Source organism: Yokenella regensburgei, assembly GCF_003634235.1.
GTDB classification, from domain to species: domain Bacteria; phylum Pseudomonadota; class Gammaproteobacteria; order Enterobacterales; family Enterobacteriaceae; genus Yokenella; species Yokenella regensburgei.
The window spans coordinates 221,500-246,022 of the sequence record NZ_RBIZ01000007.1 but is presented as its reverse complement, the minus strand read 5'-3'; the positions used below and the strand labels follow the sequence as shown (position 1 = coordinate 246,022).

At 57.0% G+C, this 24,523-nt stretch carries 22 protein-coding genes; 10 read left to right on the top strand and 12 right to left on the bottom strand.

Annotated elements, in window-relative coordinates; translation table 11 throughout:
- Positions 1-100: 100 nt before the first annotated feature.
- Both ybbP and ybbA read right to left on the bottom strand, forming a co-directional pair.
- Positions 101-2,509 carry a putative ABC transporter permease subunit YbbP gene (gene ybbP / locus C7387_RS21225; protein ID WP_120817430.1) on the bottom strand — a complete coding sequence of 803 codons (2,409 nt, stop codon included), beginning with the start codon at positions 2,507-2,509 and terminating at the stop codon, positions 101-103.
- Positions 2,506-3,192 (bottom strand): putative ABC transporter ATP-binding protein YbbA, encoded by a 687-nt coding sequence (gene ybbA, locus C7387_RS21220; protein ID WP_038254411.1) that lies wholly within the window; start codon positions 3,190-3,192, stop codon positions 2,506-2,508. The genes ybbP and ybbA overlap by 4 nt, the downstream gene beginning before the upstream one ends.
- On the opposite strand from ybbA, the gene tesA reads away from it, so the two are divergent.
- Genes tesA through C7387_RS21205 form a run of 3 tightly spaced genes read left to right on the top strand, consistent with a single transcriptional unit; the run spans position 3,160 to position 5,499 of the window.
- Entirely contained in the window at positions 3,160-3,786 is a 627-nt protein-coding gene (gene tesA / locus C7387_RS21215; RefSeq protein WP_087943258.1) for a multifunctional acyl-CoA thioesterase I/protease I/lysophospholipase L1, read from the top strand. The genes ybbA and tesA overlap by 33 nt on opposite strands.
- Positions 3,787-3,814: 28 nt before the next feature.
- Positions 3,815-4,585, top strand: a complete 771-nt coding sequence (locus C7387_RS21210; RefSeq protein ID WP_120817429.1) for an SDR family oxidoreductase — start codon at positions 3,815-3,817, stop codon at positions 4,583-4,585.
- 59 nt (positions 4,586-4,644) lie between these two features.
- Entirely contained in the window at positions 4,645-5,499 is an 855-nt protein-coding gene (locus C7387_RS21205; RefSeq protein ID WP_006818879.1) for a co-chaperone YbbN, read from the top strand.
- A gap of 69 nt (positions 5,500-5,568) precedes the next feature.
- On the opposite strand, the gene fetB is transcribed toward C7387_RS21205, so the two are convergent.
- Positions 5,569-6,345, bottom strand: coding sequence for an iron efflux ABC transporter permease subunit FetB (gene fetB, locus C7387_RS21200; RefSeq protein WP_120817428.1), 777 nt, complete (start codon positions 6,343-6,345; stop codon positions 5,569-5,571).
- A complete protein-coding gene (gene fetA, locus C7387_RS21195) occupies positions 6,332-7,000 on the bottom strand; it encodes an iron efflux ABC transporter ATP-binding subunit FetA (RefSeq protein ID WP_006818877.1) in 669 nt (222 codons plus the stop codon). Before fetA ends, fetB begins: the two co-directional genes overlap by 14 nt.
- Before the next feature lie 137 nt (positions 7,001-7,137).
- Here fetA and C7387_RS21190 point away from each other — a divergent pair, with 137 nt between their 5' ends.
- Together C7387_RS21190 and C7387_RS21185 are read left to right on the top strand one after the other, a co-directional pair.
- The gene (locus tag C7387_RS21190; protein WP_006818876.1) at positions 7,138-8,055 is read left to right on the top strand and encodes an SPFH domain-containing protein; all 918 of its coding nucleotides are present in this window, start codon (positions 7,138-7,140) and stop codon (positions 8,053-8,055) included.
- On the top strand, positions 8,052-8,513 hold the full coding sequence (locus C7387_RS21185; protein ID WP_006818875.1) for an NfeD family protein: 462 nt from the start codon (positions 8,052-8,054) through the stop codon (positions 8,511-8,513). The genes C7387_RS21190 and C7387_RS21185 overlap by 4 nt, the downstream gene beginning before the upstream one ends.
- On the opposite strand, the gene cueR is transcribed toward C7387_RS21185, so the two are convergent.
- Positions 8,510-8,926, bottom strand: coding sequence for a Cu(I)-responsive transcriptional regulator (cueR, locus tag C7387_RS21180; protein WP_038254401.1), 417 nt, complete (start codon positions 8,924-8,926; stop codon positions 8,510-8,512). The genes C7387_RS21185 and cueR overlap by 4 nt on opposite strands.
- Positions 8,927-9,156: 230 nt before the next feature.
- On the opposite strand from cueR, the gene copA reads away from it, so the two are divergent.
- From copA to ybaK, 3 genes are all read left to right on the top strand, one after another.
- Positions 9,157-11,658 carry a copper-exporting P-type ATPase CopA gene (gene copA, locus C7387_RS21175; protein WP_120817427.1) on the top strand — a complete coding sequence of 834 codons (2,502 nt, stop codon included), beginning with the start codon at positions 9,157-9,159 and terminating at the stop codon, positions 11,656-11,658.
- Positions 11,659-11,752: 94 nt separating this feature from the next.
- Positions 11,753-12,547 carry a TraB/GumN family protein gene (locus C7387_RS21170; RefSeq protein WP_038254397.1) on the top strand — a complete coding sequence of 265 codons (795 nt, stop codon included), beginning with the start codon at positions 11,753-11,755 and terminating at the stop codon, positions 12,545-12,547.
- A gap of 201 nt (positions 12,548-12,748) precedes the next feature.
- Positions 12,749-13,228, top strand: a complete 480-nt coding sequence (gene ybaK, locus C7387_RS21165) for a Cys-tRNA(Pro)/Cys-tRNA(Cys) deacylase YbaK (RefSeq protein ID WP_006818871.1) — start codon at positions 12,749-12,751, stop codon at positions 13,226-13,228.
- A 74-nt stretch (positions 13,229-13,302) separates the two neighbouring features.
- Here the strand turns inward: ybaK and ushA are convergent, their stop codons facing one another.
- A complete protein-coding gene (gene ushA / locus C7387_RS21160) occupies positions 13,303-14,955 on the bottom strand; it encodes a bifunctional UDP-sugar hydrolase/5'-nucleotidase UshA (protein WP_006818870.1) in 1,653 nt (550 codons plus the stop codon).
- Between the two features lie 173 nt (positions 14,956-15,128).
- Here ushA and C7387_RS21155 point away from each other — a divergent pair, with 173 nt between their 5' ends.
- Together C7387_RS21155 and ybaL are read left to right on the top strand one after the other, a co-directional pair.
- Positions 15,129-16,349, top strand: a complete 1,221-nt coding sequence (locus C7387_RS21155; protein ID WP_120817426.1) for an MFS transporter — start codon at positions 15,129-15,131, stop codon at positions 16,347-16,349.
- Positions 16,350-16,584: 235 nt separating this feature from the next.
- Positions 16,585-18,258, top strand: a complete 1,674-nt coding sequence (ybaL, locus tag C7387_RS21150) for a YbaL family putative K(+) efflux transporter (protein WP_038254389.1) — start codon at positions 16,585-16,587, stop codon at positions 18,256-18,258.
- A gap of 40 nt (positions 18,259-18,298) precedes the next feature.
- Here the strand turns inward: ybaL and C7387_RS21145 are convergent, their stop codons facing one another.
- From C7387_RS21145 to C7387_RS21120, 6 genes are all read right to left on the bottom strand, one after another.
- Positions 18,299-19,603, bottom strand: coding sequence for an inosine/guanosine kinase (locus tag C7387_RS21145; RefSeq protein WP_120817425.1), 1,305 nt, complete (start codon positions 19,601-19,603; stop codon positions 18,299-18,301).
- A 64-nt stretch (positions 19,604-19,667) separates the two neighbouring features.
- On the bottom strand, positions 19,668-20,630 hold the full coding sequence (gene hemH, locus C7387_RS21140) for a ferrochelatase (protein ID WP_006818865.1): 963 nt from the start codon (positions 20,628-20,630) through the stop codon (positions 19,668-19,670).
- Between the two features lie 122 nt (positions 20,631-20,752).
- Positions 20,753-21,397, bottom strand: a complete 645-nt coding sequence (gene adk, locus C7387_RS21135; protein ID WP_006818864.1) for an adenylate kinase — start codon at positions 21,395-21,397, stop codon at positions 20,753-20,755.
- 188 nt (positions 21,398-21,585) lie between these two features.
- Positions 21,586-23,460: a molecular chaperone HtpG gene (gene htpG, locus C7387_RS21130; RefSeq protein WP_006818863.1), complete on the bottom strand. Its 1,875-nt coding sequence runs from the start codon at positions 23,458-23,460 to the stop codon at positions 21,586-21,588.
- A 112-nt stretch (positions 23,461-23,572) separates the two neighbouring features.
- On the bottom strand, positions 23,573-24,178 hold the full coding sequence (recR, locus tag C7387_RS21125) for a recombination mediator RecR (protein ID WP_006818861.1): 606 nt from the start codon (positions 24,176-24,178) through the stop codon (positions 23,573-23,575).
- A complete protein-coding gene (locus C7387_RS21120) occupies positions 24,178-24,507 on the bottom strand; it encodes a YbaB/EbfC family nucleoid-associated protein (protein ID WP_038254386.1) in 330 nt (109 codons plus the stop codon). The genes recR and C7387_RS21120 overlap by 1 nt, the downstream gene beginning before the upstream one ends.
- Between the last annotated feature and the right edge of the window lie 16 nt (positions 24,508-24,523).

Here is a 24,523-nt window from a genome sequence, read left to right as displayed (position 1 = left end):
GAAAGCTGCTCGCAATTGTGGCTGACTTTAATTCCAGAAGAACAATAAAATAAAGCCACCGCCTATACCCTAAATAATTCGAGTCGCTGTTCAAAAACGCTTAAGCATTTTTGAACAGCGCCTTGCCCTTTAACAAACGGCTGCCAAGCCAGCCGCCGCAGAGAGAGAGCAGCAGCGCACCGCACAGCGGCAGAATGACCCACAGCCGCCAGTCGGGTGACCACGGAAAATCGAACACCCGGGTTTGCAGGATAGCGAGCGCGGTTTCAGCACCTATTGCCGCCACCAGCCCGGACACCGCGCCGAGTAGCGCAAATTCGGCCCACAGCGTCAGGCGCAGCAGACGCTTCCCGGCACCAAGCGTGCGGTATACCACCAGCTCCTGATGGCGCTGACGCATCCCCACCTGCACCTGAGCCAACAGCAGCAGCACTCCGCAGGCGGTCACCAGCACCACCATCACCTCCAGCGCACGACTCACCTGCCCCAGCACCTGTCCGACCTGCTTCAGTATCGCACCGATATCCAGCAGGCTGATGGTCGGGAACTGGCGGTTCAGCTGTGCCAGCAGACGCGGGTCGCTCTCCAGACGGAAACTGGTCAGCCAGCTTTGCGGTTGCTCGTCCAGCGCCCCCGGTGGGAAGATGAAGAAGAAGTTAGGCCGCAGGCTTTCCCAGTCAACCTGGCGGATGCTGGAAACTTTGGCGGTGAAGTCCTGAGTGTCCCCGGTAAAGGTCACGCTGTCGCCGATGCGGATCTTCAGCCGTTGTGCCAGCCCCTCCTCGATAGAGACCTCCCCGGCTTTCGGCGGCCAGTCTCCGGCGACCAGCGGATTGTGGTCGGGCTTCTGCGACTGCCAGGTCAGGTTCAGCTCACGGTTGAGCGCTTCGTCGGCGCTGCTTTCCGTCTGCTGACCGTTTATCTGGGTGAGACGCGCACGCACTATTGGGTAAAACGCTCCGGCAATCACCTGGTGTTCTGCCAGGAAAGTTTTCACCGGCATCACCTGCTCGGGCGCAATATTTATCAGGAAATAGTTTGGGCTCTCCGGCGGCAGCTGCTGCTGCCAGCGGTCCAGTAAATCGCCTCTCAGCACCAGCAGCAACGCCAGCAGCATAAACGACAGCGAGAAGGCCGCGAGCTGGCTTAAGGTAGACCACGGCTGGCGCAGCAGACGGTTCACGGCAAGACGCAGCGGCAGCGCCGACAGCGTCAGCCGTTTCAGCACATTAAGCAGCAGCCAGCCCACCACGCCGCAGAGCAACGCCAGAACCAGCGCCCCGGCCAGCACCGACCACAGCAGCATGCTGCCGCCCATCAGCCCCGCCAGCAGCAGCACCACGATAATGACAATAGCTGGAAGGTAATACTGCAACGGCCAGACGCGGGCCACCACATCGCGCCGCAGCACGCGCAGCGGCTGGGTGGCAAGCAGCAGACGATACGGCCGCAAACCCACCAGCAGCGAAATCACGACCATGGTACCCACGGCCCACAGCCACGGCCAGCCGCTTCCGGCAGGCAGCGCCGCCGGAAGCACGGGGCGCAGCAGCACCATCAGGAAATGCTCAAATAACAACCCCAGCAGCCCACCGGTCAGCGCTGACATCGCCAGCAGCAACAGCCACTGGCCGACAATCAACTTACGTAGCTGCGCACGACCGGCACCCAGCGTTTTCAGGATGGCGACCAGGTCATAACGACTGCGGCAGTAGTGCCCCATCGCCACCGCGACGGCGGCTACTGCAAGGCCCAGGGTTAGCAGCGCGCTGAGCAGAAGAAACTGTTGCGAACGCTGGAGTGATTTCCCGAGCGCCCCATCATCCTGGTCGAGCCCGTACCAGCGGTGCTCCGGTTGCAGCTGCGGCAGCAGCCATTTTTCATACTGCGCCAGCTGTTCAGGCGTGCCGCCAAACTTGTAGCGCCAGCTGACGCGACTCCCCGGCTGCACCGCGCCGGTTTTTGCCACGTCGGCCACGTTCATCATCAGCCTGGGCGCCATCTGGAACGGGTTGAATCCGGCATCCGGCTCCTGCACCACTACCCCCGCCACCCGCAGCGTGGCATCGCCAACGTCGAGGCTGTCGCCGGTTTTCAGGTTCAGCAGGGCTTTCAGGCGTGAAGAGATCAGCACCGTTCCCGGTGCCGGTTTCAGATTCGACGGCACCGTTTCCAGCGTACCATACATCGGATACACCGCATCAACCGCTTTCACGTCCGCCAGCTGCGGCGTATCACCGGAAAACGTCATGGTGACGAAGCTTATCTGCTCCCCCACCTTCAGCCCCAGCTCACGAGCCTTATCCAGCCAGGCGGCGGGCACTTCGTGACTGCTTCGCAGCGCCCGGTCCCCCGCCATAAAATCGCGGCTCTGCTGATTCAGCCCCTTCTCCATGCGATCGCTGATGCTGCCGAGCGCCAGCACGCAGGCCACCGCAAGGCTTAAGGCCATCCAGACAATCAACAGCGACGGCGTGCGCCATTCGCGCCAGAACCAGCGGCTTATCATGCCTCCTCCTGCAACTGACCGTCGACCAGCCGCAAACGGCGGTCGCAGCGAGCGGCAAGCGCCGGATCGTGAGTGACCAGAATCAGCGTGGTGCCGTGCTCCTGATTGAGGCTGAACAACAGGTCGGCAATTTTATCGCCGGTATGACGGTCAAGGTTGCCGGTGGGTTCATCGGCAAACAGCAGCGACGGGCGACCGTTAAAAGCGCGCGCCAGCGCCACCCGCTGCTGCTCCCCGCCGGAAAGCTGCGCCGGGAGATGACTCAACCGTTTTGCAAGCCCCAGTTGATCGAGCAGGGTTGTGGCATGACGGCGGCTCTCGCTGCTGCTCTCACCGCGCAGCAATGCCGGTAGCTCGACGTTCTCCAGCGCGTTTAGCGTTGGAATCAACATAAACGACTGAAAGACAAAACCCACGTGTTTTGCCCGCAGCGCGGCGCGCGCTTCTTCATCAAGCGCCGGGAGTGATTCACCGAGCAGGCGCACATCGCCGCTGCTGCCATCGTCGAGACCAGCAAGGATCGCCAGCAGCGTTGATTTACCGGAGCCCGATTCCCCAATCAGCGCAATGGTCTGCCCCCGTTTGACAACCAGCTCAACTCCGGTAAGGATGGAAAGCTCGTGCTCACCCTGACCGACGGATTTCTTAAGATGATGAACTTCAAGTATGTTTTCCGCTGGCATTTGCCTTTCCTGTTTCTGATCCTGTTAACCTTTCGCACTGCTGCGGCTGACACGCTGCTGGTTCTGGGTGACAGTCTGAGCGCCGGATATCGCATGGCAGCCGCCAGTGCCTGGCCCGCGCTGCTCAACGATAAGTGGCAGCCGAAGATGACCGTCATCAACGCCAGCATCAGCGGTGATACGTCGCAGCAGGGGCTGGCTCGCCTGCCCGCGCTTTTGAAACAACACCAGCCGCGCTGGGTGCTGGTTGAACTGGGTGGTAACGATGGTCTGCGCGGTTTTCCGCCGCAGCAGACCGAGCAGACGCTGCGCACGGTGCTGCAACAGCTCGAAGCGGCGAAGGTTCAGCCGCTGTTAATGCAAATACGTCTGCCCGCGAACTATGGTCGTCGTTATAATGAAGCCTTTAGCGCGATATATCCAAAACTTGCCGGTGAATTCAATATCCCACTGCTGCCGTTTTTCATGGAAGAGGTCTACCTGAAACCGCAGTGGATGCAGGATGATGGCATTCACCCTAATCGTGACGCCCAGCCGTTTATTGCCGACTGGATGGCGACACGCCTGGCACCTTTAGTTAAACACGACTCCTGAACACCAGGAGCTATCCTCAGGTAAAGTTATGCAAAAAACGGTCTTAATAACAGGATGTTCCAGCGGAATTGGCCTTGAAAGCGCGCTGGAACTGAAGCGCCAGGGATTTCGGGTGCTGGCCGCCTGCCGTAAACCTGATGATGTCGCCCGCATGCACGGCATGGGGCTCACCGGAGTTCTGCTCGATCTCGACTCACCGGAAAGTATCGACCGCGCGGCGGATGAAGTGATCGCCATGACCGACAATCGTCTGTTCGGCATTTTTAACAACGCCGGATTTGGGATGTACGGCCCGCTCACCACCATCAGCCGCAGCCAGATGGAACAGCAGTTTTCCGCTAATTTCTTCGGCGCTCATCAGTTGACCATGCGCCTGCTGCCCGCCATGTTGCCGCACGGTGAGGGCCGCATCGTGATGACCTCTTCGGTCATGGGCCTTATCTCAACACCGGGTCGTGGCGCCTATGCCGCCAGCAAATATGCGCTGGAAGCCTGGTCCGACGCGCTGCGTATGGAACTGCGCCATTCCGGCATCAAAGTGAGCCTGATTGAGCCTGGCCCTATCACCACCCGTTTTACCGACAACGTGAACCAGACCCAGTCCGATAAACCGGTTGAGAACCCGGGGATCGCGGCACGCTTTACCCTTGGCCCGGAAGCGGTGGTGGAAAAAGTGCGCCATGCTTTTGTCAGCGACAAACCAAAATTACGTTATCCCGTTACGCTGGTGACCTGGGCTGTACGGCTGCTTAAGCGCCTGCTCCCGGATCGCATGATGGATAAAATTTTACACGGCTGAGTTGAAGGCCAGACCTGCGACCCCATGTAAAGTTAAACCGACTGAAGAGAATACCCCCTATGTCTGTACAGAATATTGTCAATATCACGGAAGCTAACCTGCACCAGGTCCTGGAGCAGTCGATGACGGCGCCGGTCCTGTTTTACTTCTGGTCCGCCCGCAGTCAGCACTGCGAACAGCTGACCCCGGTTCTTGAAAGCCTTGCCGCTCAGTACAACGGTCAGTTTACGCTGGCAAAAGTGGACTGCGACGCCGAGCAAATGGTGGCTTCGCAGTTTGGCCTGCGCGCTATCCCGACCGTTTATCTGTTCCAGAACGGTCAGCCGGTAGACGGCTTCCAGGGCCCGCAGCCGGAAGAGGCAATTCGTGCCCTGCTCGATAAAGTGCTGCCGCGTGAAGAAGAGCTGAAGGCGCAGCAGGCGATAGCGTTAATGCAGGAAGGCAACCATGCCGAGGCGCTGCCGCTGCTGAAAGATGCCTGGCAGCTGTCGAACCAGGACAGTGAAATCGGCCTGCTGCTTGCCGAAGCGCAGATCGCGTTAAACCGCTCTGAAGAGGCAGAAGTCACGCTGAAGACCATTCCGCTGCAGGATCAGGACACCCGCTATCAGGGGCTGGTCGCACAGATAGAGCTGTTGAAGCAGGCTGCCGATACGCCGGAAATTCAGCACCTGCAGCAGCAGGTGGCAGAGAACCCGGAAGACGCGGTGCTGGCCTCTCAGCTGGCGCTGCAGCTGCATCAGGTCGGTCGTAATGAAGAGGCGCTGGAGCTGCTGTTCAGCCATCTGCGCAAAGACCTCGGTGCCGCCGACGGTCAGGCACGCAAGATGCTGCAGGAGATCCTCGCGGCCCTGGGCACCGGCGACGCGCTGGCGTCACAGTACCGTCGTAAGCTTTACTCGCTGCTGTATTGATCTTTTGCAGTGCCGGATGCGGCTGCGCCTTATCCGGCCTACAAAACAGTTCCAGATTTCAATGGATAACTACTTTTTCAACTGCGTGACCACCAGCTGGTGGCGCGCGTTGTAGAACTTCCGATAGGTCAGGTAGCAGGCAATAATGGTCGACAAACTTGCCGTAGAAAGCAGCATAAAGGTCACCATTATCTGATACTTAATCGCCTTCACCGGATCGATACCGGCAAAGATAAGCCCCGACATCATCCCCGGCAGACTGACCAGCCCCACCGTTTTTGCTGAATCCACCGTTGGAATTAACGACGCGCGAATGCTGTCGCGAATGAGCTGGGCTGAGGCCATTTTCGGCGTTGCACCCAGGCTCAGTTTCTCCTGAATCTGCTGCTGTTCGCTGCTGAAACGTTGCCCCAGATTGTTGTAGCACAGCCCCACCGCCACCATCGCGTTCCCGGCAATCATTCCGGAAATAGGGATAACCTGCATGGGGGCAAATTCAATAGAGCCGGAAAATACCAGCACCGAGAGAGTGAGCACAGCGCCGGTGGTAATCGCGATAAACGACGACACGAACGCTTTATCAATATATTTACTGCGCTTCTTCGCATTCCACGCGGCGTTCAGGCAAATGAACAGCACCATTAATATGGTCAGCAGCGCATTATCGACGTTAAAAATATACTTCAGCACATAGCCGACAATAATCAGCTGCACGACCGCGCGACAAATACTCCAGATGATGTCTTTTTCCAGCGCCAGCTTTTCCCGGTAGCTCACCACAATAGCTATCAGCACCAGCACCATCGAAAACACCAGGGATTCATTAGTGATGTTATGCCCGTTCATGGCTGACCTCCTTTTGCACCCCGGTGCGCACCGGAAGCGTAATCACATCATCGGCGTGGCGAATTTCATCGGTATCGTGCGTGACCCACAGCACGGCAACCTGCTGTGCTTTGACGTAGCCGTGAATTAACTCATTGACGTTTTTCTTGTTGCTCTCGTCCAGCGCGCTGGTAATTTCATCGAGCAGCAGCACCTTAGGCATAAACTGCAGGTTACGAATCAATGAAACGCGCTGCTTCTCACCGCCGGAAAGCTCAGAGATAGATTTCTCCAGCGTCTCTTCAGCAAGGCCAAACCGTGCCAGATCGTCGATAAAACGCTTTGGATCCGGCACCTTGTTACGTACCTGCCAGGGGAAAATCAGGTTGTCATAGACCGTGGCGCCAAACAGCGACGGCGTTTGCGTGCTGTAAGAGACCTGCTGGCGATAAGCTTCGGGCGAGAGTGCATTGATATTCTGGCCGTCGAAAAAAATATCCCCGGCGGTGGGGCTCAGGAGCGAGGCGACTATTTTCAATAACGTGCTTTTCCCGCAGCCAGAGGGGCCGGTAATCAGCTTAAATTCACCGGGATTAAGAGAGAAAGAGACGTCGCGTAATATCTCGTTATCGCCCGCGTGAAAACCCACCTGGCGTAATTGCAATAATTCCTTCATAGCACATCCGTTTGTTTACGTACCTCTACAGGAATAGTGTATCTCCACAGCTTTCATCGTTGCGAGAATAAAAGTTATACTTTCGATTACTGGCAATACGACATCGTACGCCGCAGGCAAAAAACAGGAGGTTTTTCATGCTTATTTTTATTCCCGTTCTGATCTTCGTGGCGCTGGTGATTGTCGGTGCCGGTGTCAAAATCGTGCCACAGGGATACCAGTGGACCGTGGAACGGTTTGGTCGTTATACCAACACGCTGCAGCCAGGCCTGAGCCTTGTGGTGCCATTTATGGACCGCATTGGCCGTAAAATCAACATGATGGAACAGGTTCTGGATATCCCTTCGCAGGAAATCATCTCCAAAGATAACGCCAACGTTACCATTGATGCGGTGTGCTTTATCCAGGTTATCGATGCGCCAAAAGCGGCGTACGAAGTCAGCAACCTGGAGCTCGCCATCATCAACCTGACGATGACCAACATTCGTACCGTGCTGGGCTCGATGGAGCTTGACGAGATGCTCTCTCAGCGCGACAGCATTAACTCCCGCCTTCTGCATATTGTTGATGAAGCCACTAACCCGTGGGGCATCAAGGTGACGCGTATTGAGATCCGCGACGTGCGCCCACCGGCAGAGCTGATTTCTTCCATGAACGCGCAGATGAAAGCGGAACGTACTAAACGTGCCTATATCCTTGAGGCCGAAGGGGTCCGCCAGGCGGAAATCCTCAAAGCGGAAGGCGAGAAGCAATCGCAGATCCTGAAAGCCGAAGGGGAGCGTCAGTCGGCCTTCCTGCAGGCAGAAGCGCGTGAGCGTTCGGCGGAAGCAGAAGCCCGCGCTACGAAGATGGTGTCTGAAGCTATCGCCGCCGGGGATATTCAGGCGGTGAACTACTTTGTGGCGCAGAAATACACCGACGCGCTGCAGCAGATTGGTTCTGCCAATAACAGTAAAGTGGTGCTGATGCCGCTGGAGGCGAGCAGCCTGATGGGTTCGATCGCCGGGATCAGCGAACTCCTCAACGAAAGCGCAGGTGCACGGAAAAAACCATGATCGAATTGATCCTCGCGCATCCGCATATCTTCTGGCTTAGCCTCGGCGGATTACTGCTGGCGGCGGAAATGCTCGGCGGTAACGGCTATTTGCTGTGGAGCGGCGTGGCGGCGGTGGTTACCGGCATGCTGGTGTGGCTCCTGCCCTTCGGCTGGGAGTGGCAGGGCACGCTGTTCGCCGTGCTGACGCTGGTTGCCGCCTGGCTCTGGTGGCGATGGCTGGCAAACCGCGTGAAGCGCCAGCGTCCTGGCGACAGCCACCTCAACCAGCGCGGCGCACAGCTGATTGGCCGCCACTTTACGCTGGAAGACACGCTGATGAACGGCCGCGGGCATATGCGGGTAGGCGACAGCTCCTGGCCGGTCGTCGCCGATGACGATCTGCCGGCGGGCAGCAAAGTTGAGGTGATCGCCGTCGAAGGGATCACCCTGCGTATCCGCCTGCTTCCTCCTCGTTAGCTTTTTGCCTTCGCGTGGTGATGGCAGCCGCCGGAAAGATTATCAATAATCGGGCAGTCGGCGCTGTCGTCGCCCGGGCAGGATGCCGCCAGTGCCAGCAGGTGCTGGCGCATCTCCTGCAGCTCCTTGATGTGCCTTTCGATATCTGCCACTTTTTGCAGCGTCCGCGATTTCACATCCGCGCTGTGACGGCCCGGATCGTTAAACAGATTGACCAGCTCGCCGCACTCTTCAAGATTAAACCCCACCTGACGGGCCTGACGCAGCAGGGTCAGTTCATCGAGGTGTTTTTGCGTGTAGCTGCGGTAGCCATTGTCGCTACGCAGCGGCGGCGTCACCAGCCCTTTCTCCTCATAGAAGCGGATAGCCTTACTGGTTAAACCGGTTTTTTTCGCCACATCACTAATATTCAAAATTCCCCCTTGACCTTCCCCTTGATGGAAGGTTTAACCTTCTACACAGTGAAATGAGAAGGGTAAGTAAGGCAACAGCCTGTCATCGGCCGCTGATTTGCTAACTCATTCCTAATCAGGAAGTTAAACATTAGCGTTTCCGCTGCCGGAAAGCTTACCCTTCTTCTTCGCAACAACAGAAAGGTCAATCAGGTCAACATCTGACCTGATTATTATACAGGAGCTTAATTATGTCTCACACTATCGACCTGGCGCTCGATGGCCTGACCTGCGGCCACTGCGTCAAACGCGTTAAAGAGAGCCTGGAACAACGTCCTGACGTTGAAAAGGCAGAAGTCACCGTCAGTCATGCCGAAGTGACCGGCAGCGCCAGCGCTGAACAACTGATCGAAACTATCAAACAGGCCGGATACGGGGCGGAGTTAAGCCACCCAAAGCCTAATCCGCTGACAGAGACAACTATCCCGTCGGAAGCACTGACAGCGGCCACTCCTGAGCTTCCGGCAGCCCAGGATCTGGATGACAGCCAGCAGTTGCTGATCAACGGAATGAGCTGCGCCAGCTGCGTTTCCCGCGTACAAAATGCGCTTCAGGCGGTACCGGGAGTCTCACAGGCACGGGTAAACCTCGCGGAACGTACTGCGCTGGTCATGGGCAGTGCGTCCGCCGCCGATTTAGTGAAGGCCGTGGAGAAGGTGGGCTACGGCGCCGAGGCTATCGAAGATGACCTCAAGCGTCGTGAACGCCAGCAGGAAACCTCCATCGCTATTATGAAACGCTTCCGCTGGCAGGCGATTGTCGCCCTGCTGGTCGGTGTTCCGGTGATGGTCTGGGGGATGATCGGTGACAACATGATGGTCTCCGACGCCAACCGTAGCCTGTGGCTGGTGATTGGTCTTATTACCCTTGGGGTGATGGTCTTTGCCGGGGGTCACTTCTATACCAGCGCCTGGAAAAGCCTGAGAAACGGCACCGCCACCATGGATACCCTGGTCGCCCTGGGGACCGGCGTGGCCTGGCTCTACTCGATGAGCGTTAACCTGTGGCCGCAGTGGTTCCCGATGGAAGCGCGACACCTCTATTACGAGGCCAGCGCGATGATCATCGGTCTGATTAACCTCGGACACATGCTGGAAGCCCGGGCACGTCAGCGCTCCTCCAAAGCGCTGGAAAAACTGCTCGATTTAACCCCACCCACCGCCCGCGTGGTTACCGAAGCGGGTGAAAAAGAGGTGCCGCTGGCGGACGTACAGCCGGGAATGACGCTGCGCCTGACCACCGGCGATCGCGTACCGGTTGATGGGGAAATCACCCAGGGCGAAGCCTGGCTTGATGAAGCTATGCTCACCGGCGAGCCTATCCCGCAGCAGAAAGGCGAAGGCGATGGCATTCATGCCGGGACGGTCGTGCAGGATGGCAGCGTGCTGTTCCGCGCCAGCGCGGTCGGCAGCCATACTACGCTTTCACGCATCATCCGGATGGTGCGCCAGGCGCAGAGCAGCAAGCCGGAAATCGGCCAGCTGGCGGATAAAATCTCTGCCGTGTTTGTGCCCGCCGTGGTGGCCATTGCGCTCATCAGCGCGGCTATCTGGTACTTCTTCGGCCCGGCGCCGCAGATTGTCTATACGCTGGTCATTGCCACAACGGTGCTGATCATCGCCTGTCCTTGTGCGCTGGGTCTGGCAACGCCGATGTCGATTATTTCAGGCGTGGGGCGTGCCGCCGAGTTTGGCGTGCTGGTGCGTGATGCCGATGCTCTGCAGCGGGCAAGCGTTCTCGACACTCTGGTGTTTGATAAAACCGGTACCCTGACCGAAGGGAAACCGCAGGTGGTGGCGGTGAAAACCGTCGGTGAATGGAGCGAAGCCCAGGCGCTGCGTCTGGCGGCGGCGCTGGAACAAGGTTCAAGCCACCCGCTGGCGCGCGCCATTCTCGATAAAGCCGCCGATAACGCCCTGCCGCAGGTCAATGCTTTCCGGACCCTGCGTGGTTTAGGGGTGAGCGGTGAAGCCGACGGCCGTTCGCTGCTGCTGGGCAACCAGGCGCTGCTGCATGAGCAGCAGGTTAATACTCAGGCGCTGGATGACGAACTGACGGCGCAAGCTTCGCAGGGCGCCACGCCGGTGCTGCTGGCGGTGGATGGCAAAGCCGCTGCGTTGATTGCCGTGCGTGATCCGCTGCGTGAAGACAGCGTCGCAGCGCTGGAGCGTCTGCACCGTGCGGGTTATCGTCTGGTGATGCTCACCGGCGACAACCCCACCACCGCCAACGCTATCGCCAAAGAGGCGGGGATTGACGAGGTGATCGCCGGGGTGCTGCCGGATGGTAAAGCCGATGCTATTCAGCGCCTGCAGAGCCAGGGGCGTCACGTGGCCATGATTGGCGACGGTATCAACGATGCTCCGGCGCTGGCTCAGGCTGATGTGGGTATCGCCATGGGCGGCGGGAGCGATGTGGCGATTGAAACCGCCGCGATTACGCTGATGCGTCATAGCCTGACCGGCGTGGCGGATGCGCTGGCGATTTCCAAAGCGACGCTGCGCAATATGAAGCAAAACCTGCTCGGCGCCTTTATTTATAACTCGCTCGGCATTCCGATTGCCGCCGGGATACTGTGGCCGGTCACCGGTACATTACTTAACCCGGTGGTTGCCGGGGCGGCGATGGCGCTCTCTTCGATTACCGTCGTGAGTAACGCCAACCGTCTGCTGCGCTTCAAACCGAAAGAGTAACCCGCCCAGAACCCTCTCCTGTTACAGTGAGAGGGTTCTGTTTGCACCCTTCTTCTCAACGCGCTAGCATGATGACTTCAACCACGGAGTGCGTATGGGTCTGTTAAATCAACTAAAAACGCTGTGGCATACTCTCAAGGGCTCCGCTTATTCCTGGCCCGCTCTCGACATTTCCCTTCCCGGCGACAGGCATTTCCACTTAGTAGGCAGTATTCACATGGGAACGCGCGATATGGCGCCGCTCCCGGCAAAACTGCTGAAGAAAATCCACCAGGCCGACGCGCTGATTGTTGAAGCCGATATCTCCGGCCACGAAACCCCGTTCAGCAACCTCCCCGACTTTCCGCCGCTGGCGGAGCGTCTTAGCGATGAGCAACGGGAAAAACTGGAGACGCTTGCCGACGAGCTGGGGCTTTCGGTGGCGCTGTTCGACAACCAGCCGCTGTGGCAAATTGCGATGGTGCTACAGGCGACTCAGGCGCAAAAGCTGGGCCTGCGCGCGGACTACGGCGTGGATTATCAACTTCTGCACGATGCCCGGCAGCACGGTGTGAAGATCATTGAGCTTGAAGGATCCCAGGGGCAAATAGATCTTCTGCTGCAGCTTCCCGACAGCGGCCTGTCGCTGCTGGAAGATACCCTGACCCACTGGCATACCAACGCCCGCCTGCTGCAGGTGATGATTGGCTGGTGGCTAGCGCAGCCGCCGAAACAGGGGGCAATTACCCTGCCGAATACTTTTAGCGAGCCGCTCTATGATGTGTTGATGAATCAGCGTAACCAGGCGTGGCGCGAAGCGTTGCTGGCATTACCGGCCGGACGCTATGTGGTTGCCGTCGGCGCGCTGCATCTGTACGGGGAAGGAAATCTGCCGTCACTGCTGAGATAAAAAAAGTGGCCAATATCGCTATTGGCCCGTCAAAGAGGAATTTCATCATTATTATTATCCCGGAATTTTCACCCCGGATCCTCCGATTGTCGCTCAAAGTCATCATCTCTGCCAATACTATTGCGCAAGATAATACTATTTTTTAGACAGCCATCAGGCGTACTCTTTACGGGTAACGTTTTTGTCAGAAGAAGGTAAGCTATGACGCCCGCGGTTAAGTTACTCGAAAAAAACAACATTCCCTTTCAGCTGCACGCGTACGAACACGACCCGAATGAGACCAATTTTGGTGACGAGGTGGTGCGTAAGCTTGGTCTGAATGCGGACCAGGTTTATAAAACGCTGCTGGTCGCGGTCAACGGCGACATGAAGCACCTGGCCGTGGCGGTCACGCCGGTGGCAACACAGCTCGATCTGAAAAAAGTCGCGAAAGCGCTGGGCGCGAAGAAAGTGGATATGGCGGATCCGATGGTTGCGCAACGCACCACCGGCTATCTGGTGGGCGGGATAAGCCCCCTGGGGCAGAAGAAACGGCTGCCGACGGTCATTGACGCACCGGCGCAGGAGTTTGCGACGATTTACGTCTCCGGCGGCAAACGCGGATTAGATATCGAACTGTCGGCAGGTGATTTGGCGAAAATGCTGGATGCGAAGTTCGCCGATATCGCACGTCGGGATTAATCGCATTGCCCGATACGCTACGCTTATCGGGCCTACAAGATGAACGCCATGTAGGCCCGACAACCAGTGTGATGTTACTGCCAGCTCACCTCACCTTTCGGTGCGTAGGCGTTCGCATCCAGCGGTGAATTTTGCTGAATGTACTGTTTCAGCACTTCGGCATCGATAAAGCCGGTATTCACGTACCCCGGTTTGGTATCGATATGCGGATAGCCGTCGCCACCGGTACCGTTAAAGTTCAGGGTCGCCATGCGGTAGGTTTTCGCCGGGTCAACCGGTTCGCCTTTGATCTTTAAATCGCTGAGCTCGCCGTTCTTCGCCACAAAGCTGACGTTGGCAAACTGTGGGTAAGCGCCAGAGTCCGGCTTCATCTTCGCGACCGCGGTCAGATACTCCACCACCTCTTTGCCCGGCATATCGACATACACCACCACGTTGCTGAACGGCTGCACTTTGAGCACGTCTTTATAGCTGATGTCGCCCGCCTCGATGGAATCACGAATACCGCCGCCGCTCATTACCGCGAAGTCAGCGCTGGTACGCGCCATCTGTGCCGCCAGCAGCAGGTGCCCCATATTGGTCTGCACGAAGCGAACTTTACTGCGATCGCCTTCCAGACGACCGTTAACGCTGCCAACCTTCACGCCAAGCTGCGCTTTGCCTTTATTCTGGAACGGCGTCAGCAGTGACAGCATTTGCGGGTTCTCCGCTATCTGCGGGGTATACAGAATGCGTTCACTCTGGCCGTTGTCGTAAGTCACTTTCTTCTTCAGGTTGACCGGGATCAGCTGGTAATGCACCAGCTTCATCTCGCCGTTACGGAATTCGAAATCAGCACGACCGACGTATTTACCCCACTCATGCGCCTGCACAATCCAGATCCCGTTCTGGCGATCCGGTGCACACGGGGTACCCGGCACGTAGTCCACCTGCTTTTTGTTCTCGGAGGCCATGCACACTGGATCCTGTGAGTGACCACCCACAATCATCGCCAGGGAGCCTGCCGGCAGGCTGCGCGCCATCTCAACGTCACCCGGGGCGTTAGAGCCGTGGTTGCCGTTGTCGTAGTGGCCCATATGGGTCGTCGCAAGAATGATGTCCGGCTTTTCGTTCTGCTGCAGCTCCTGGATAACCAGTTTGGCTTCTTCCGCCGGTTTGCGGAATTCGATATCGGTGAAGAATTCCGGATTACCAATCTTCGCGGTATCGTCGGTAGTTAAACCAATCACCGCAATCTTCAGATCCTGACGTTTAAACAGCGCCCACGGTTTAAATAACCGCTCTCCGGTGCTTTTCTGATAAATGTTGGCGGAGAGGAACGGGAATTTGGCGAGCTTTTCCTGCTGGCGCAGGACGGTCATCGGATTGTCGAATTCATGGTTGCCCACGGCCATCGCATCATAACCAATCAGGTTCATACCGCGGAAATCGGGTTCCGCATCCTGGAGGTCAGATTCCGGTACGCCGGTGTTGATATCCCCGCCGGAGAGCAACAGCACGCTGCCGCCTTCCGCCGCCACTTCTTTACGAATACCGTCCACCAGCGTTTTTTGCGCCGCCAGTCCGTATTCGCCGTATTCGTTGCGCCAGAAGTGACCGTGATGATCGTTTGTATGCAGGATGGTGATTTTATACGTTTTATCCTGCTGATAAGCCTGTGCAGGCATGCTTGCCAGTGACCATGCCGCCAGCACCGCCAGCGCCACGCCCCGTTTCAAAAATTTCATGCTTCTCTCCCTGACCCAATGATTGCTGCAAAATTACAGTGACTGCGCATCTGTTACAAATAAGTTTTCAGAATTGAGACTTTCTTCAAACGTCTGGGCACGTTATCTTAGGCTGATAATTATTACAGTTCTGATTATCCTCCAACATCGCACACTCAAAGTGAATGACATCTATGGCAATCAGTGAAACCAGCCCGACACTGTCAGGCCCGCCGTCTTCGGAAAAAAAGGCGCGAACTTCTTTTGGCATTTTAGGAGCCATTAGCCTCTCTCACCTGCTGAACGATATGATCCAGTCGCTCATCCTCGCGATATACCCGCTACTGCAGTCGGAATTTTCACTGACCTTTATGCAGATTGGGATGATCACCCTCACCTTCCAGCTTTCGTCGTCGCTATTACAGCCGGTCGTGGGTTATATGACCGATAAACATCCGATGCCGTGGTCGCTGCCAGTCGGGATGTGCTTTACGCTGAGCGGCCTGGTGCTGCTGGCCCTCGCGGGCAGCTTTGGCGCCGTTCTGCTGGCGGCGGCGCTGGTCGGTACCGGCTCTTCCGTCTTCCATCCGGAATCCTCCCGCGTTGCGCGAATGGCTTCCGGCGGCCGCCACGGGCTGGCGCAGTCGCTGTTCCAGGTTGGCGGAAACTTCGGCAGCTCGCTCGGGCCGTTGCTGGCGGCGGTGATTATCGCCCCTTACGGCAAAGGCAACGTGGCGTGGTTTGTACTGGCCGCTTTGCTGGCAATCGTGGTGCTGGCGCAGATCAGCCGCTGGTATGCCGCGCAGCATCGTATTAATAAGGGCAAACCTAAGGCGACGGTGATTAATCCGCTGCCGCGTAACAAGGTGATTCTGGCGGTCAGCGTGCTGCTTATGCTGATTTTCTCGAAATACTTCTATATGGCGAGCATCAGCAGCTATTACACCTTTTATCTGATGCATAAGTTCGGATTATCGATACAAAATGCGCAGATCCACCTGTTCGCCTTCCTGTTCGCCGTTGCGGCGGGCACCATGATTGGCGGGCCTGTTGGCGATAAGATTGGACGTAAGTATGTGATTTGGGGCTCTATACTGGGTGTAGCGCCCTTTACCCTTGTTTTACCTTATGCATCACTCGAATGGACCGGGATCCTGACCGTGATCATTGGTTTTATCCTCGCCTCCGCATTTTCTGCCATTCTGGTGTACGCACAAGAGCTATTACCAGGGAGAATCGGCATGGTTTCTGGTTTATTCTTCGGTTTCGCCTTCGGCATGGGAGGCCTGGGAGCCGCGGTTCTTGGGCTTATCGCCGACCATACCAGTATCGAACTGGTCTATAAAATCTGTGCTTTCCTGCCACTTCTGGGCATGTTAACGATATTCCTGCCTGATAACCGGCAAAAAGCCTGACTCAGCGCCAGCCAAAGTTAAATTTTGGCTGGCGTTTTTTCCTTGTGATATCAAGCCTCATCGTCGCAACACCCCCTTCACTTTCCCATCCGTGCTTTTTTCTCCCCGAATAGCGATTTTCTTCATGATTCAACAATTATTCATAAACAGAATGGGTTAATTTGTCATAAACTGTTACCTGGATTTCTGGCTTTTTGACCAGAAAATGGATCACGCAGACACGAAAGGAGACGGAATGCATCACGCCACACCGCTTATCACCACCATTGTTGGCGGCCTTGTGCTCGCTTTTATCCTCGGAATGATTGCCAATAAATTGCGCATTTCTCCTCTGGTGGGATATTTGTTAGCGGGTGTTCTGGCCGGACCTTTTACCCCTGGTTTTGTCGCGGATACCAAACTGGCTCCGGAGCTCGCAGAGCTTGGCGTTATTCTGCTGATGTTCGGCGTCGGTCTCCATTTCTCCCTGAAAGATTTGATGGCGGTAAAGGCCATCGCCATTCCCGGCGCGATAGCGCAGATAGCCGTCGCTACGCTTCTGGGGATGGCGCTTTCGGCCATGCTCGGCTGGTCGCTGATGACCGGCGTAGTGTTTGGCCTGTGTTTATCCACCGCCAGTACCGTGGTGCTGCTGCGTGCACTGGAAGAACGACAGCTTATCGATAGCCAGCGCGGGCAAATCGCTATCGGCTGGTTGATTGTTGAAGATCTGGTGATGGTGTTGACGCTGGTTCTGCTGTCGGCGGTCGCCGGCATGATGGAAAAAGGCGATATCGGTTTTGCCACCCTGGCGCTGGATATGAGCATCACCATCGGGAAAGTCATCGCTTTCATCGTCATTATGATGGTGGTGGGCCGCCGCCTGGTGCCGTGGATCATGTCGCGCAGCGCTGCCACCGGTTCGCGTGAGCTCTTTACCCTCTCGGTACTCGCCCTGGCGCTGGGGATTGCGCTGGGCGCCGTTGAGCTGTTCGATGTCTCCTTCGCGCTGGGGGCCTTCTTCGCAGGCGTAGTGCTGAACGAGTCTGAGCTTAGCCACCGCGCCGCACACGATACCCTGCCGCTGCGCGATGCATTTGCGGTGCTGTTCTTTGTTTCGGTCGGCATGCTGTTTGACCCGATGGTGCTGATTGAGCAGCCGCTGGCGGTGCTCGGTACGCTGGCGATTATCATCTTTGGTAAATCGGTGGCGGCGTTCCTGCTGGTGCGGATGTTCGGCCACTCGCAGCGCACCGCGCTCACTATCGCCACCAGCCTGGCGCAGATTGGTGAATTTGCCTTTATTCTGGCGGGCCTCGGGATGGCGCTCGGCCTGCTGTCGATGGAAGGTCAGAATCTGGTGCTGGCGGGCGCTATTCTCTCCATCATGCTGAACCCGGTGCTGTTCGCCCTGCTCGAGAAGTACCTCGATAAGACCGAAACGCTGGAAGAGCAAACCCTTGAAGAGGCGATTGAAGAAGAGAAGCAGATCCCGGTGGATATCTGCAACCACGCGCTGCTGGTCGGTTTTGGCCGCGTTGGCAGCCTGCTGGGAGAAAAGCTGCTGGCGCAAGGGATCCCGCTGGTGGTGATCGAAACATCAAGAACCCGGGTCGATGAGCTACGCGAGCGCGGGGTTCGTGCGGTATTGGGTAACGCCGCCAACGAAGAGATCATGAATCTGGCTCACCTCGACTGCGCCCGCTGGCTGCTGGTCACTATTCCAAACGGCTACGAGGCCGGTGAGATTGTGGCGTCAGCCCGCGAGAAGTGCCCGACTATCGAGATTATTGCCCGTGCACACTACGACGACGAGGTGGCTTACATCAGCGAGCGGGGGGCAAATGAGGTGGTGATGGGCGAACGTGAAATCGCGAACACCATGATGTCGCTGCTGACGGCGGATGAGCTGAAGCCTGACGTAGCGTGATATTTTCCCCTCACCCTTACGGCGTGAGGGGAAACGACGCTTAACGCTCCCAGTATGCCTCCTCGAGGCTGTCTTCCCGCTCTGGCAGACCACGGGTCAGACGCGGGGAGTGCTGGTTCAGCACCTGGTAACTCACGCGGTTCGCGTATTTACACACCTGGGCGAGCGACGAGTAGGTAAGCCAGGTGTATTTATGTTTGCTGGAGTTTGGCACGTTGCTGCGGTGATAGTTGTTGGCGGTAATATCGTGCAGCAGCGCCGCCAGCGCGCCATCACCGGCACCGTTGGTGTTCATGATCTTCTCCGGTCCGCCCATGTACGGCGCGATGTGCGAGTAGATCCGCAGCGGTGATCCGCAGTCCTGCAACCGCATCGCGCGGCTGAACTCGAACTGGTTGAATTCGGCAATCGCCCCCGGCAGCAGCGGATGCTGGGTTTTACGCTTCATTTCATCTTCGGTGTAGCCCGCCATGTACAGACCAACTGGCCCGGCGGTACACAGCACCAGATCGACCCACTCCAGCGCTTTATCGGAGGCCAGGAGCGGATCGGCAATGCCGGTCAGCGCTTCACCTTCTTCTTCATTCATCGCCAGAATCGAGACGTTCTCTTTTAAGAACGCCTGCCACCATTCCGGGTTATCGGCGATCACGTACTTCGTCCCCAGGGTCAGCACCACCGGCACGTTATATTTTTTAGCGTATTTGATAGCCTTCATGGTGGCTTCCGGCATCGGCTCGCCCGGCTTGCAGCGCACCAGGTAGGAAGTCAGAACCAGCGCGGAGGCTCCAGCAATAACCGCTTCCGGAATACTCTCAGCGCGCAGCTGGTTCATGTGGCCCGGGCTTATCGCGAAGGTACGCTCTCCGGCGTCGCTGATGAGCGTAAAGCAGCGGCCAATCGCGCCGTTCACGCCCTGCAGATAGTTGAGATCGGTACGGCTGGAGGTATTACACAGATAGCGGTAGGCGTAGCTGCCGATTTCGATGTTGCTGCACATCACGCCCAGCAGCACCGAACGGTCGTCGGCCAGTACCGAGTAGTTGTGCATGGTATTGCCGATAGTGCCACCGGCAAACTGATGGGTAATGAGGTTTTCACGCACCAGCTCCTGGTACAGCGCTTCCGCCACATCATCTTCAATCACCAGCGAGTGTCCGGCGCTGAGGCCGTAGCGCTCAATAAACGCATCATCTACTTTCGCTTCAATGTCTACCAGCGTCTGGTCGATACCGACCACCCAGGAGGCGCTGTTTTCGCTTTCCGGCTGAATTTGTTGCAGCAGCGGATCGCGGGCGTTGACGGGGAAATAGTGCTTAGACTTGCGTTTACCAGGAAATTTCATGATGTTGATCGAGATGATGGGGGACAAGCGGGGAATAATAACATATCCCCCCAGCCGCACGCGATCACCGATAGGGTGCGGTCAAACTCACCATCATCTCAATATGCGCAGGATCGGCGTTAAGCGCGGGAATGTACTCATATTTCTTGCCGCCGGCCTCAAGGAAGAACTCCCGGTTCTGTACGGCAATTTCCTCCAGCGTCTCCAGACAATCAGCGGAGAAGCCCGGACACATCACCTGAACATGGTTTACGCCCTTCTCACCCAGCATTTTCAGCGTTCCATCGGTGTAAGGCGTCAGCCACGGCTCACGGCCAAAGCGCGACTGGTAGGTCATTATCACACGATCCGGGGAGATCCCAAGCGCATTAACCAGCTCACGGGTGGTATCACGACAGCGCTGCGGATAGTCGTCGCCCTCATCGGCATAACGCTGCGGAATGCCGTGATAGGAGAGCAGCAGCACGTCCGGCTCACCGTGTTTTTCGAACGAGGCTCTGGCACTTGCCACCAGCGCCTGAATATAGGCCTGGTTATCGGCGTAGTCGCGGATAAACGAAATGCCCGGGATATGGCGTTTAGTCGCCAGAATGCGCCCCAGTTCGTCCCACACCGCGGCAACGGTGGAGCAGGAATACTGTGGGTACAGCGGCAGTACGACAATATGATCCACCTTCTGCGCCAGTAGCTCCTCTACCGCGCTTGCCAGCGACGGAGAGCCATAGCTCATCCCCAGCGCCACCGGAGTGTCTGGCAGACGTGCGGCCAGGGCCTGCTGCTGCTGGCGACTATAAACCATCAACGGTGAACCGCCTTCCATCCAGACCGACTGATACAGCTTTGCCACGCGCGGGGAGCGAATGGGCAAAATTGCGCCACGCAGCAGCGGCCACCACAGCAGCCGTGGCGTATCCACCACGCGCGAGTCGCTTAAGAACTGTCGCAGATAGCGTTTTACCGCCGCAGGAGTTGGTGCATCGGGGGTGCCGAGGTTGGCTAACAGAATGCCGGTTTTCGTCTGACGCATTACCGCCTCTTAATCGTCTAAATGGCTGATAATTGTAGCTGAAAAGCGGGGAAGAAAAACTAATTGCTGCGAGAGGTGTTGCCGGATAAGGCGTTTACGCCGCCATCCGGCAATTTTACCGATTAGCCGAGGATTTTTTCCAGCTCTGCGCGCACGTCAGTCACGGCTTTGGTGCCGTCAACTTTAGCGTATTTGGTGTTACCCGCCTGTGCTTCTTTGGAGTAGTAGCCAATCAGCGGCGCGGTCATCTGATGGTATTCCACCAGGCGCTTACGCACGGTCTCTTCCTGATCGTCTTTACGGGTGGTCAGCTCTTCGCCGGTCACGTCGTCTTTGCCTTCTACCTTCGGCGGATTGAATTTGATGTGGTAAACGCGGCCAGAAGCTGCGTGTACGCGACGACCAATAATACGGTCAACGATCAGCTCGTCCGGTACGTCGAACTCCAGTACGTAGTCAACGTTGATACCCGCTTCTTTCATGGCGTCTGCCTGCGGAATAGTACGCGGGAAGCCGTCCAGCAGGAAACCGTTGCGGCAATCTTCCTGTGCAATGCGTTCTTTCACCAACGCGATAACCAGTTCATCAGTAACCAGTTTACCGGCGTCCATGATGTCTTTTGCTTGTTTACCCAGCTCTGAGCCAGATTTTACCGCGGCGCGAAGCATATCACCGGTGGAGATCTGCGGAATACCGTACTTCTCCATGATGAACTGAGCCTGAGTTCCCTTACCCGCGCCCGGAGCGCCAAGCAGAATAATACGCATTGCGAAAATCCCCTCAAAAGTCGATTTAATTATTCAAAAAGCGCTAAACCATACCACCAGAACGCCGATGGCTCAAGGAAGGCCTCACGGCTGAAACGGTTAATGGTCAGATATTTTGCGTAGCGGGAGGTTTGATGCTCTCACCCCGACCCTCTCCCACGGGGAGAGGGTTAGGGTGAGGGGAAGGCTTAGGACACCAGCAGTTGGTTCATACGACGGATGAACTGGTTCGGATCTTCAAGCGTACCGCGCTCGGCAAACAGCGCCTGATCGAGCAGCAGTTCAACCCACTCGCTGAACTGCGCTTCGTCCTGGGTATCGGCGGCGCGTTTCACCAGCGGGTGATCCGGGTTCAGTTCGAACAGGTATTTCACTTCCGGTACGGCCTGACCCGCAGCGGCAAACAGTTTTGCCATCTGGGTGCTCATTTCGTCCGCGTCGGTGGTGACAATCGCCGGGGTGTCGGTCAGACGATGCGTCAGACGCACCTCTTTCACGCGGTCTCCCAGCAGGGTTTTCACACGCTCAACGAACGGCGTCAGCGCTTTTTCCGCTTCTTTCGCGCTTTCGTCCACTTCATCAGCGAGCTTATCGATGGAGTCGTCCGCTTTCGCCACAGACTGGAACGCTTTGCCGTCGAACTCGGTCAGATAGCTCATCATCCACTCGTCGATGCGGTCAGACAGCAGCAGCACTTCGATGCCTTTCTTACGCAGCAGCTCCAGGTGCGGGCTGCTCTTCGCGGCCGCATAGCTGTCGGCGGTGATGTAGTAAATCTTCTCCTGCCCTTCTTTCATGCGGGAGATGTACTCTTCCAGCGACACGGTCTGGGCAGAGGAGTCGGTGTGGGTAGACGCAAAACGCAGCAGCTTCGCAATAGTCTGCGCGTTGGCGCTGTCTTCCGCCGGGCCCTCTTTCAGCACCAGGCCGAACTGCTTCCAGAAGGTCTGATATTTTTCGCTGTCGTCTTTCGCCAGTTTCTCCAGCATCTGCAGCGCACGCTTGGTGAGCGCCGTACGCAGGTTACGGGTCACGGTGCTGTCCTGCAGGATCTCACGCGATACGTTCAGCGGCAGATCGTTGGAATCTATCAGGCCGCGCACGAAACGCAGATAGTTCGGCATAAACTGCTCAGCGTCGTCCATGATGAACACGCGCTGCACGTACAGCTTCAGGCCGTGCTTGTGATCGCGGTTCCACATGTCCCACGGTGCCTGCGACGGAATGTACAGCAGGCTGGTGTACTCCTGCTTACCTTCCACACGGTTGTGGCTCCAGGTCAGCGGGTCAGTAAAGTCGTGAGCAATATGCTTGTAGAATTCGTTGTACTCGTCGTCTTTGATTTCCGACTTGTTACGGGTCCACAGCGCCTGCGCCTTGTTGATTTTCTCCCAGGAAACCACGGTTTCACCGTCTTTCTCTTCCTGTTTTTCAATCTCTACCGGCAGCGCGATATGATCGGAGTATTTGCTGATGATCGAGCGTACGCGCCAGTCGTTCAGGAAATCATCTTCGCCTTCACGCAGATGCAGGGTGATTTCGGTACCGCGATCGGCTTTATTGATGTCGGCAACGGTGTACTCACCTTCGCCCTGGGACTCCCAGAACACGCCGTTTTCAGCGCTTTCACCAGCGGCACGGGTGCGGACGGTCACTTTGTCGGCGACGATAAACGCCGAGTAGAAGCCCACGCCAAACTGACCGATAAGCTGGCTGTCTTTCGCCTGGTCAGAGCCCATGGATTCGAGGAAGGCTTTGGTGCCGGACTTGGCAATCGTACCCAGATGATCAATGACCTCATCGCGGGTCATACCGATGCCGTTGTCGGCGATGGTCAGGGTGCGGTTAGCCTGATCAAAGGAGACGCGAACGCGCAGTTCACCGTCGCCCTCGTACAGATCCGGGTTAGACAGCGCGCGGAAGCGCAGCTTGTCGGCCGCATCAGAGGCGTTAGAGATAAGCTCACGCAGGAAGATTTCTTTATTCGAATACAGAGAGTGGATCATCAGGTGCAGAAGTTGTTTTACTTCAGACTGAAAGCCGCGGGTCTCTTGTCCTTTCATGTTTGGAATACCTCAACGAAAACAGGTAACAGTAAGAAAAAAGCGTTGAGGAGGAGATGGGGATACGCAAAGAGAATTTCAAGCGGAGGCCAGCGTTTTGGCCTCCGTTTGGTCAGAATTTAATCTTGTGACGCCCGGCCAGAGAGTGCGACAGCGTGGTGCCGTCAACCATCTCCAGCTCGCCGCCCACCGGTACGCCGTGGGCGATACGGCTGGCTTCCACGCCATATTGCGCACAAAGCGCAGCAATATAGTTAGCGGTAGCTTCACCTTCAACGGTCGGGTTGGTTGCCAGAATCACTTCGGTCAGCGTTTCCGACGCCAGACGCTGTTCGAGCCTGTCGAGGCCGATATCGTCCGGGCCAATCCCGTCCAGCGGGGAAAGATGCCCCATCAGCACAAAGTAGCGGCCGGAGAACTGCCCGGTCTGCTCAATGGCGTAGATGTCCGCAGGACTCTCCACCACGCAGATCTGGCCGTTTTCCTGGCGACGCGGATTCGTACAGATGTTACACACTTCCTGCTCGGTAAAAGTACGGCAGTCCGCACAATGACCAATTTCTGACATCGCACGCGTCAGCGCCTGCGCCAGGCGCATGCCGCCGCTGCGATCGCGCTGCAACAGCGTAAACGCCATGCGCTGTGCTGACTTCGGGCCAACGCCCGGCAGGCAACGCAGCGCTTCCATTAGCTGGGTTAACAGCGGGCTGGTTTGCATCAGAACGGCATCTTAAAGCCCGGCGGCAGCTGCATACCGGAGGAAACAGAGGCCATTTTTTCTTTCTGAGTTTCGTCGATACGGCGAGCAGCATCGTTGAATGCAGCAGCGACCAGATCTTCCAGCATATCTTTGTCGTCTTCGAGCAGGCTCGGATCGATTTCCACGCGACGGCAGTTGTGCGCACCGTTAATGGTCACCTTAACCAGGCCAGCACCAGACTCGCCGGTCACTTCCAGTTGAGCGATTTCTTCCTGCATTTTCTGCATTTTGTCTTGCATCTGCTGGGCCTGTTTCATCAGGTTACCCAGACCGCCTTTACCAAACATAGGCTTCTCTCTCATT

What these genes read in the sequence shown, in the direction of transcription:
- ybbP (WP_120817430.1), bottom strand. Translation starts at nt 2,509, where the DNA reads ATGATAAGCCGCTGGTTCTGGCGCGAATGGCGCACGCCGTCGCTGTTG.
- tesA (WP_087943258.1), top strand. Translation starts at nt 3,160, where the DNA reads ATGATGAACTTCAAGTATGTTTTCCGCTGGCATTTGCCTTTCCTGTTT.
- ybbA (WP_038254411.1), bottom strand. Translation starts at nt 3,192, where the DNA reads ATGCCAGCGGAAAACATACTTGAAGTTCATCATCTTAAGAAATCCGTC.
- C7387_RS21210 (WP_120817429.1), top strand. Translation starts at nt 3,815, where the DNA reads ATGCAAAAAACGGTCTTAATAACAGGATGTTCCAGCGGAATTGGCCTT.
- C7387_RS21205 (WP_006818879.1), top strand. Translation starts at nt 4,645, where the DNA reads ATGTCTGTACAGAATATTGTCAATATCACGGAAGCTAACCTGCACCAG.
- fetB (WP_120817428.1), bottom strand. Translation starts at nt 6,345, where the DNA reads ATGAACGGGCATAACATCACTAATGAATCCCTGGTGTTTTCGATGGTG.
- fetA (WP_006818877.1), bottom strand. Translation starts at nt 7,000, where the DNA reads ATGAAGGAATTATTGCAATTACGCCAGGTGGGTTTTCACGCGGGCGAT.
- C7387_RS21190 (WP_006818876.1), top strand. Translation starts at nt 7,138, where the DNA reads ATGCTTATTTTTATTCCCGTTCTGATCTTCGTGGCGCTGGTGATTGTC.
- C7387_RS21185 (WP_006818875.1), top strand. Translation starts at nt 8,052, where the DNA reads ATGATCGAATTGATCCTCGCGCATCCGCATATCTTCTGGCTTAGCCTC.
- copA (WP_120817427.1), top strand. Translation starts at nt 9,157, where the DNA reads ATGTCTCACACTATCGACCTGGCGCTCGATGGCCTGACCTGCGGCCAC.
- C7387_RS21170 (WP_038254397.1), top strand. Translation starts at nt 11,753, where the DNA reads ATGGGTCTGTTAAATCAACTAAAAACGCTGTGGCATACTCTCAAGGGC.
- ybaK (WP_006818871.1), top strand. Translation starts at nt 12,749, where the DNA reads ATGACGCCCGCGGTTAAGTTACTCGAAAAAAACAACATTCCCTTTCAG.
- ushA (WP_006818870.1), bottom strand. Translation starts at nt 14,955, where the DNA reads ATGAAATTTTTGAAACGGGGCGTGGCGCTGGCGGTGCTGGCGGCATGG.
- C7387_RS21155 (WP_120817426.1), top strand. Translation starts at nt 15,129, where the DNA reads ATGGCAATCAGTGAAACCAGCCCGACACTGTCAGGCCCGCCGTCTTCG.
- ybaL (WP_038254389.1), top strand. Translation starts at nt 16,585, where the DNA reads ATGCATCACGCCACACCGCTTATCACCACCATTGTTGGCGGCCTTGTG.
- C7387_RS21145 (WP_120817425.1), bottom strand. Translation starts at nt 19,603, where the DNA reads ATGAAATTTCCTGGTAAACGCAAGTCTAAGCACTATTTCCCCGTCAAC.
- hemH (WP_006818865.1), bottom strand. Translation starts at nt 20,630, where the DNA reads ATGCGTCAGACGAAAACCGGCATTCTGTTAGCCAACCTCGGCACCCCC.
- adk (WP_006818864.1), bottom strand. Translation starts at nt 21,397, where the DNA reads ATGCGTATTATTCTGCTTGGCGCTCCGGGCGCGGGTAAGGGAACTCAG.
- htpG (WP_006818863.1), bottom strand. Translation starts at nt 23,460, where the DNA reads ATGAAAGGACAAGAGACCCGCGGCTTTCAGTCTGAAGTAAAACAACTT.
- recR (WP_006818861.1), bottom strand. Translation starts at nt 24,178, where the DNA reads ATGCAAACCAGCCCGCTGTTAACCCAGCTAATGGAAGCGCTGCGTTGC.
- C7387_RS21120 (WP_038254386.1), bottom strand. Translation starts at nt 24,507, where the DNA reads ATGTTTGGTAAAGGCGGTCTGGGTAACCTGATGAAACAGGCCCAGCAG.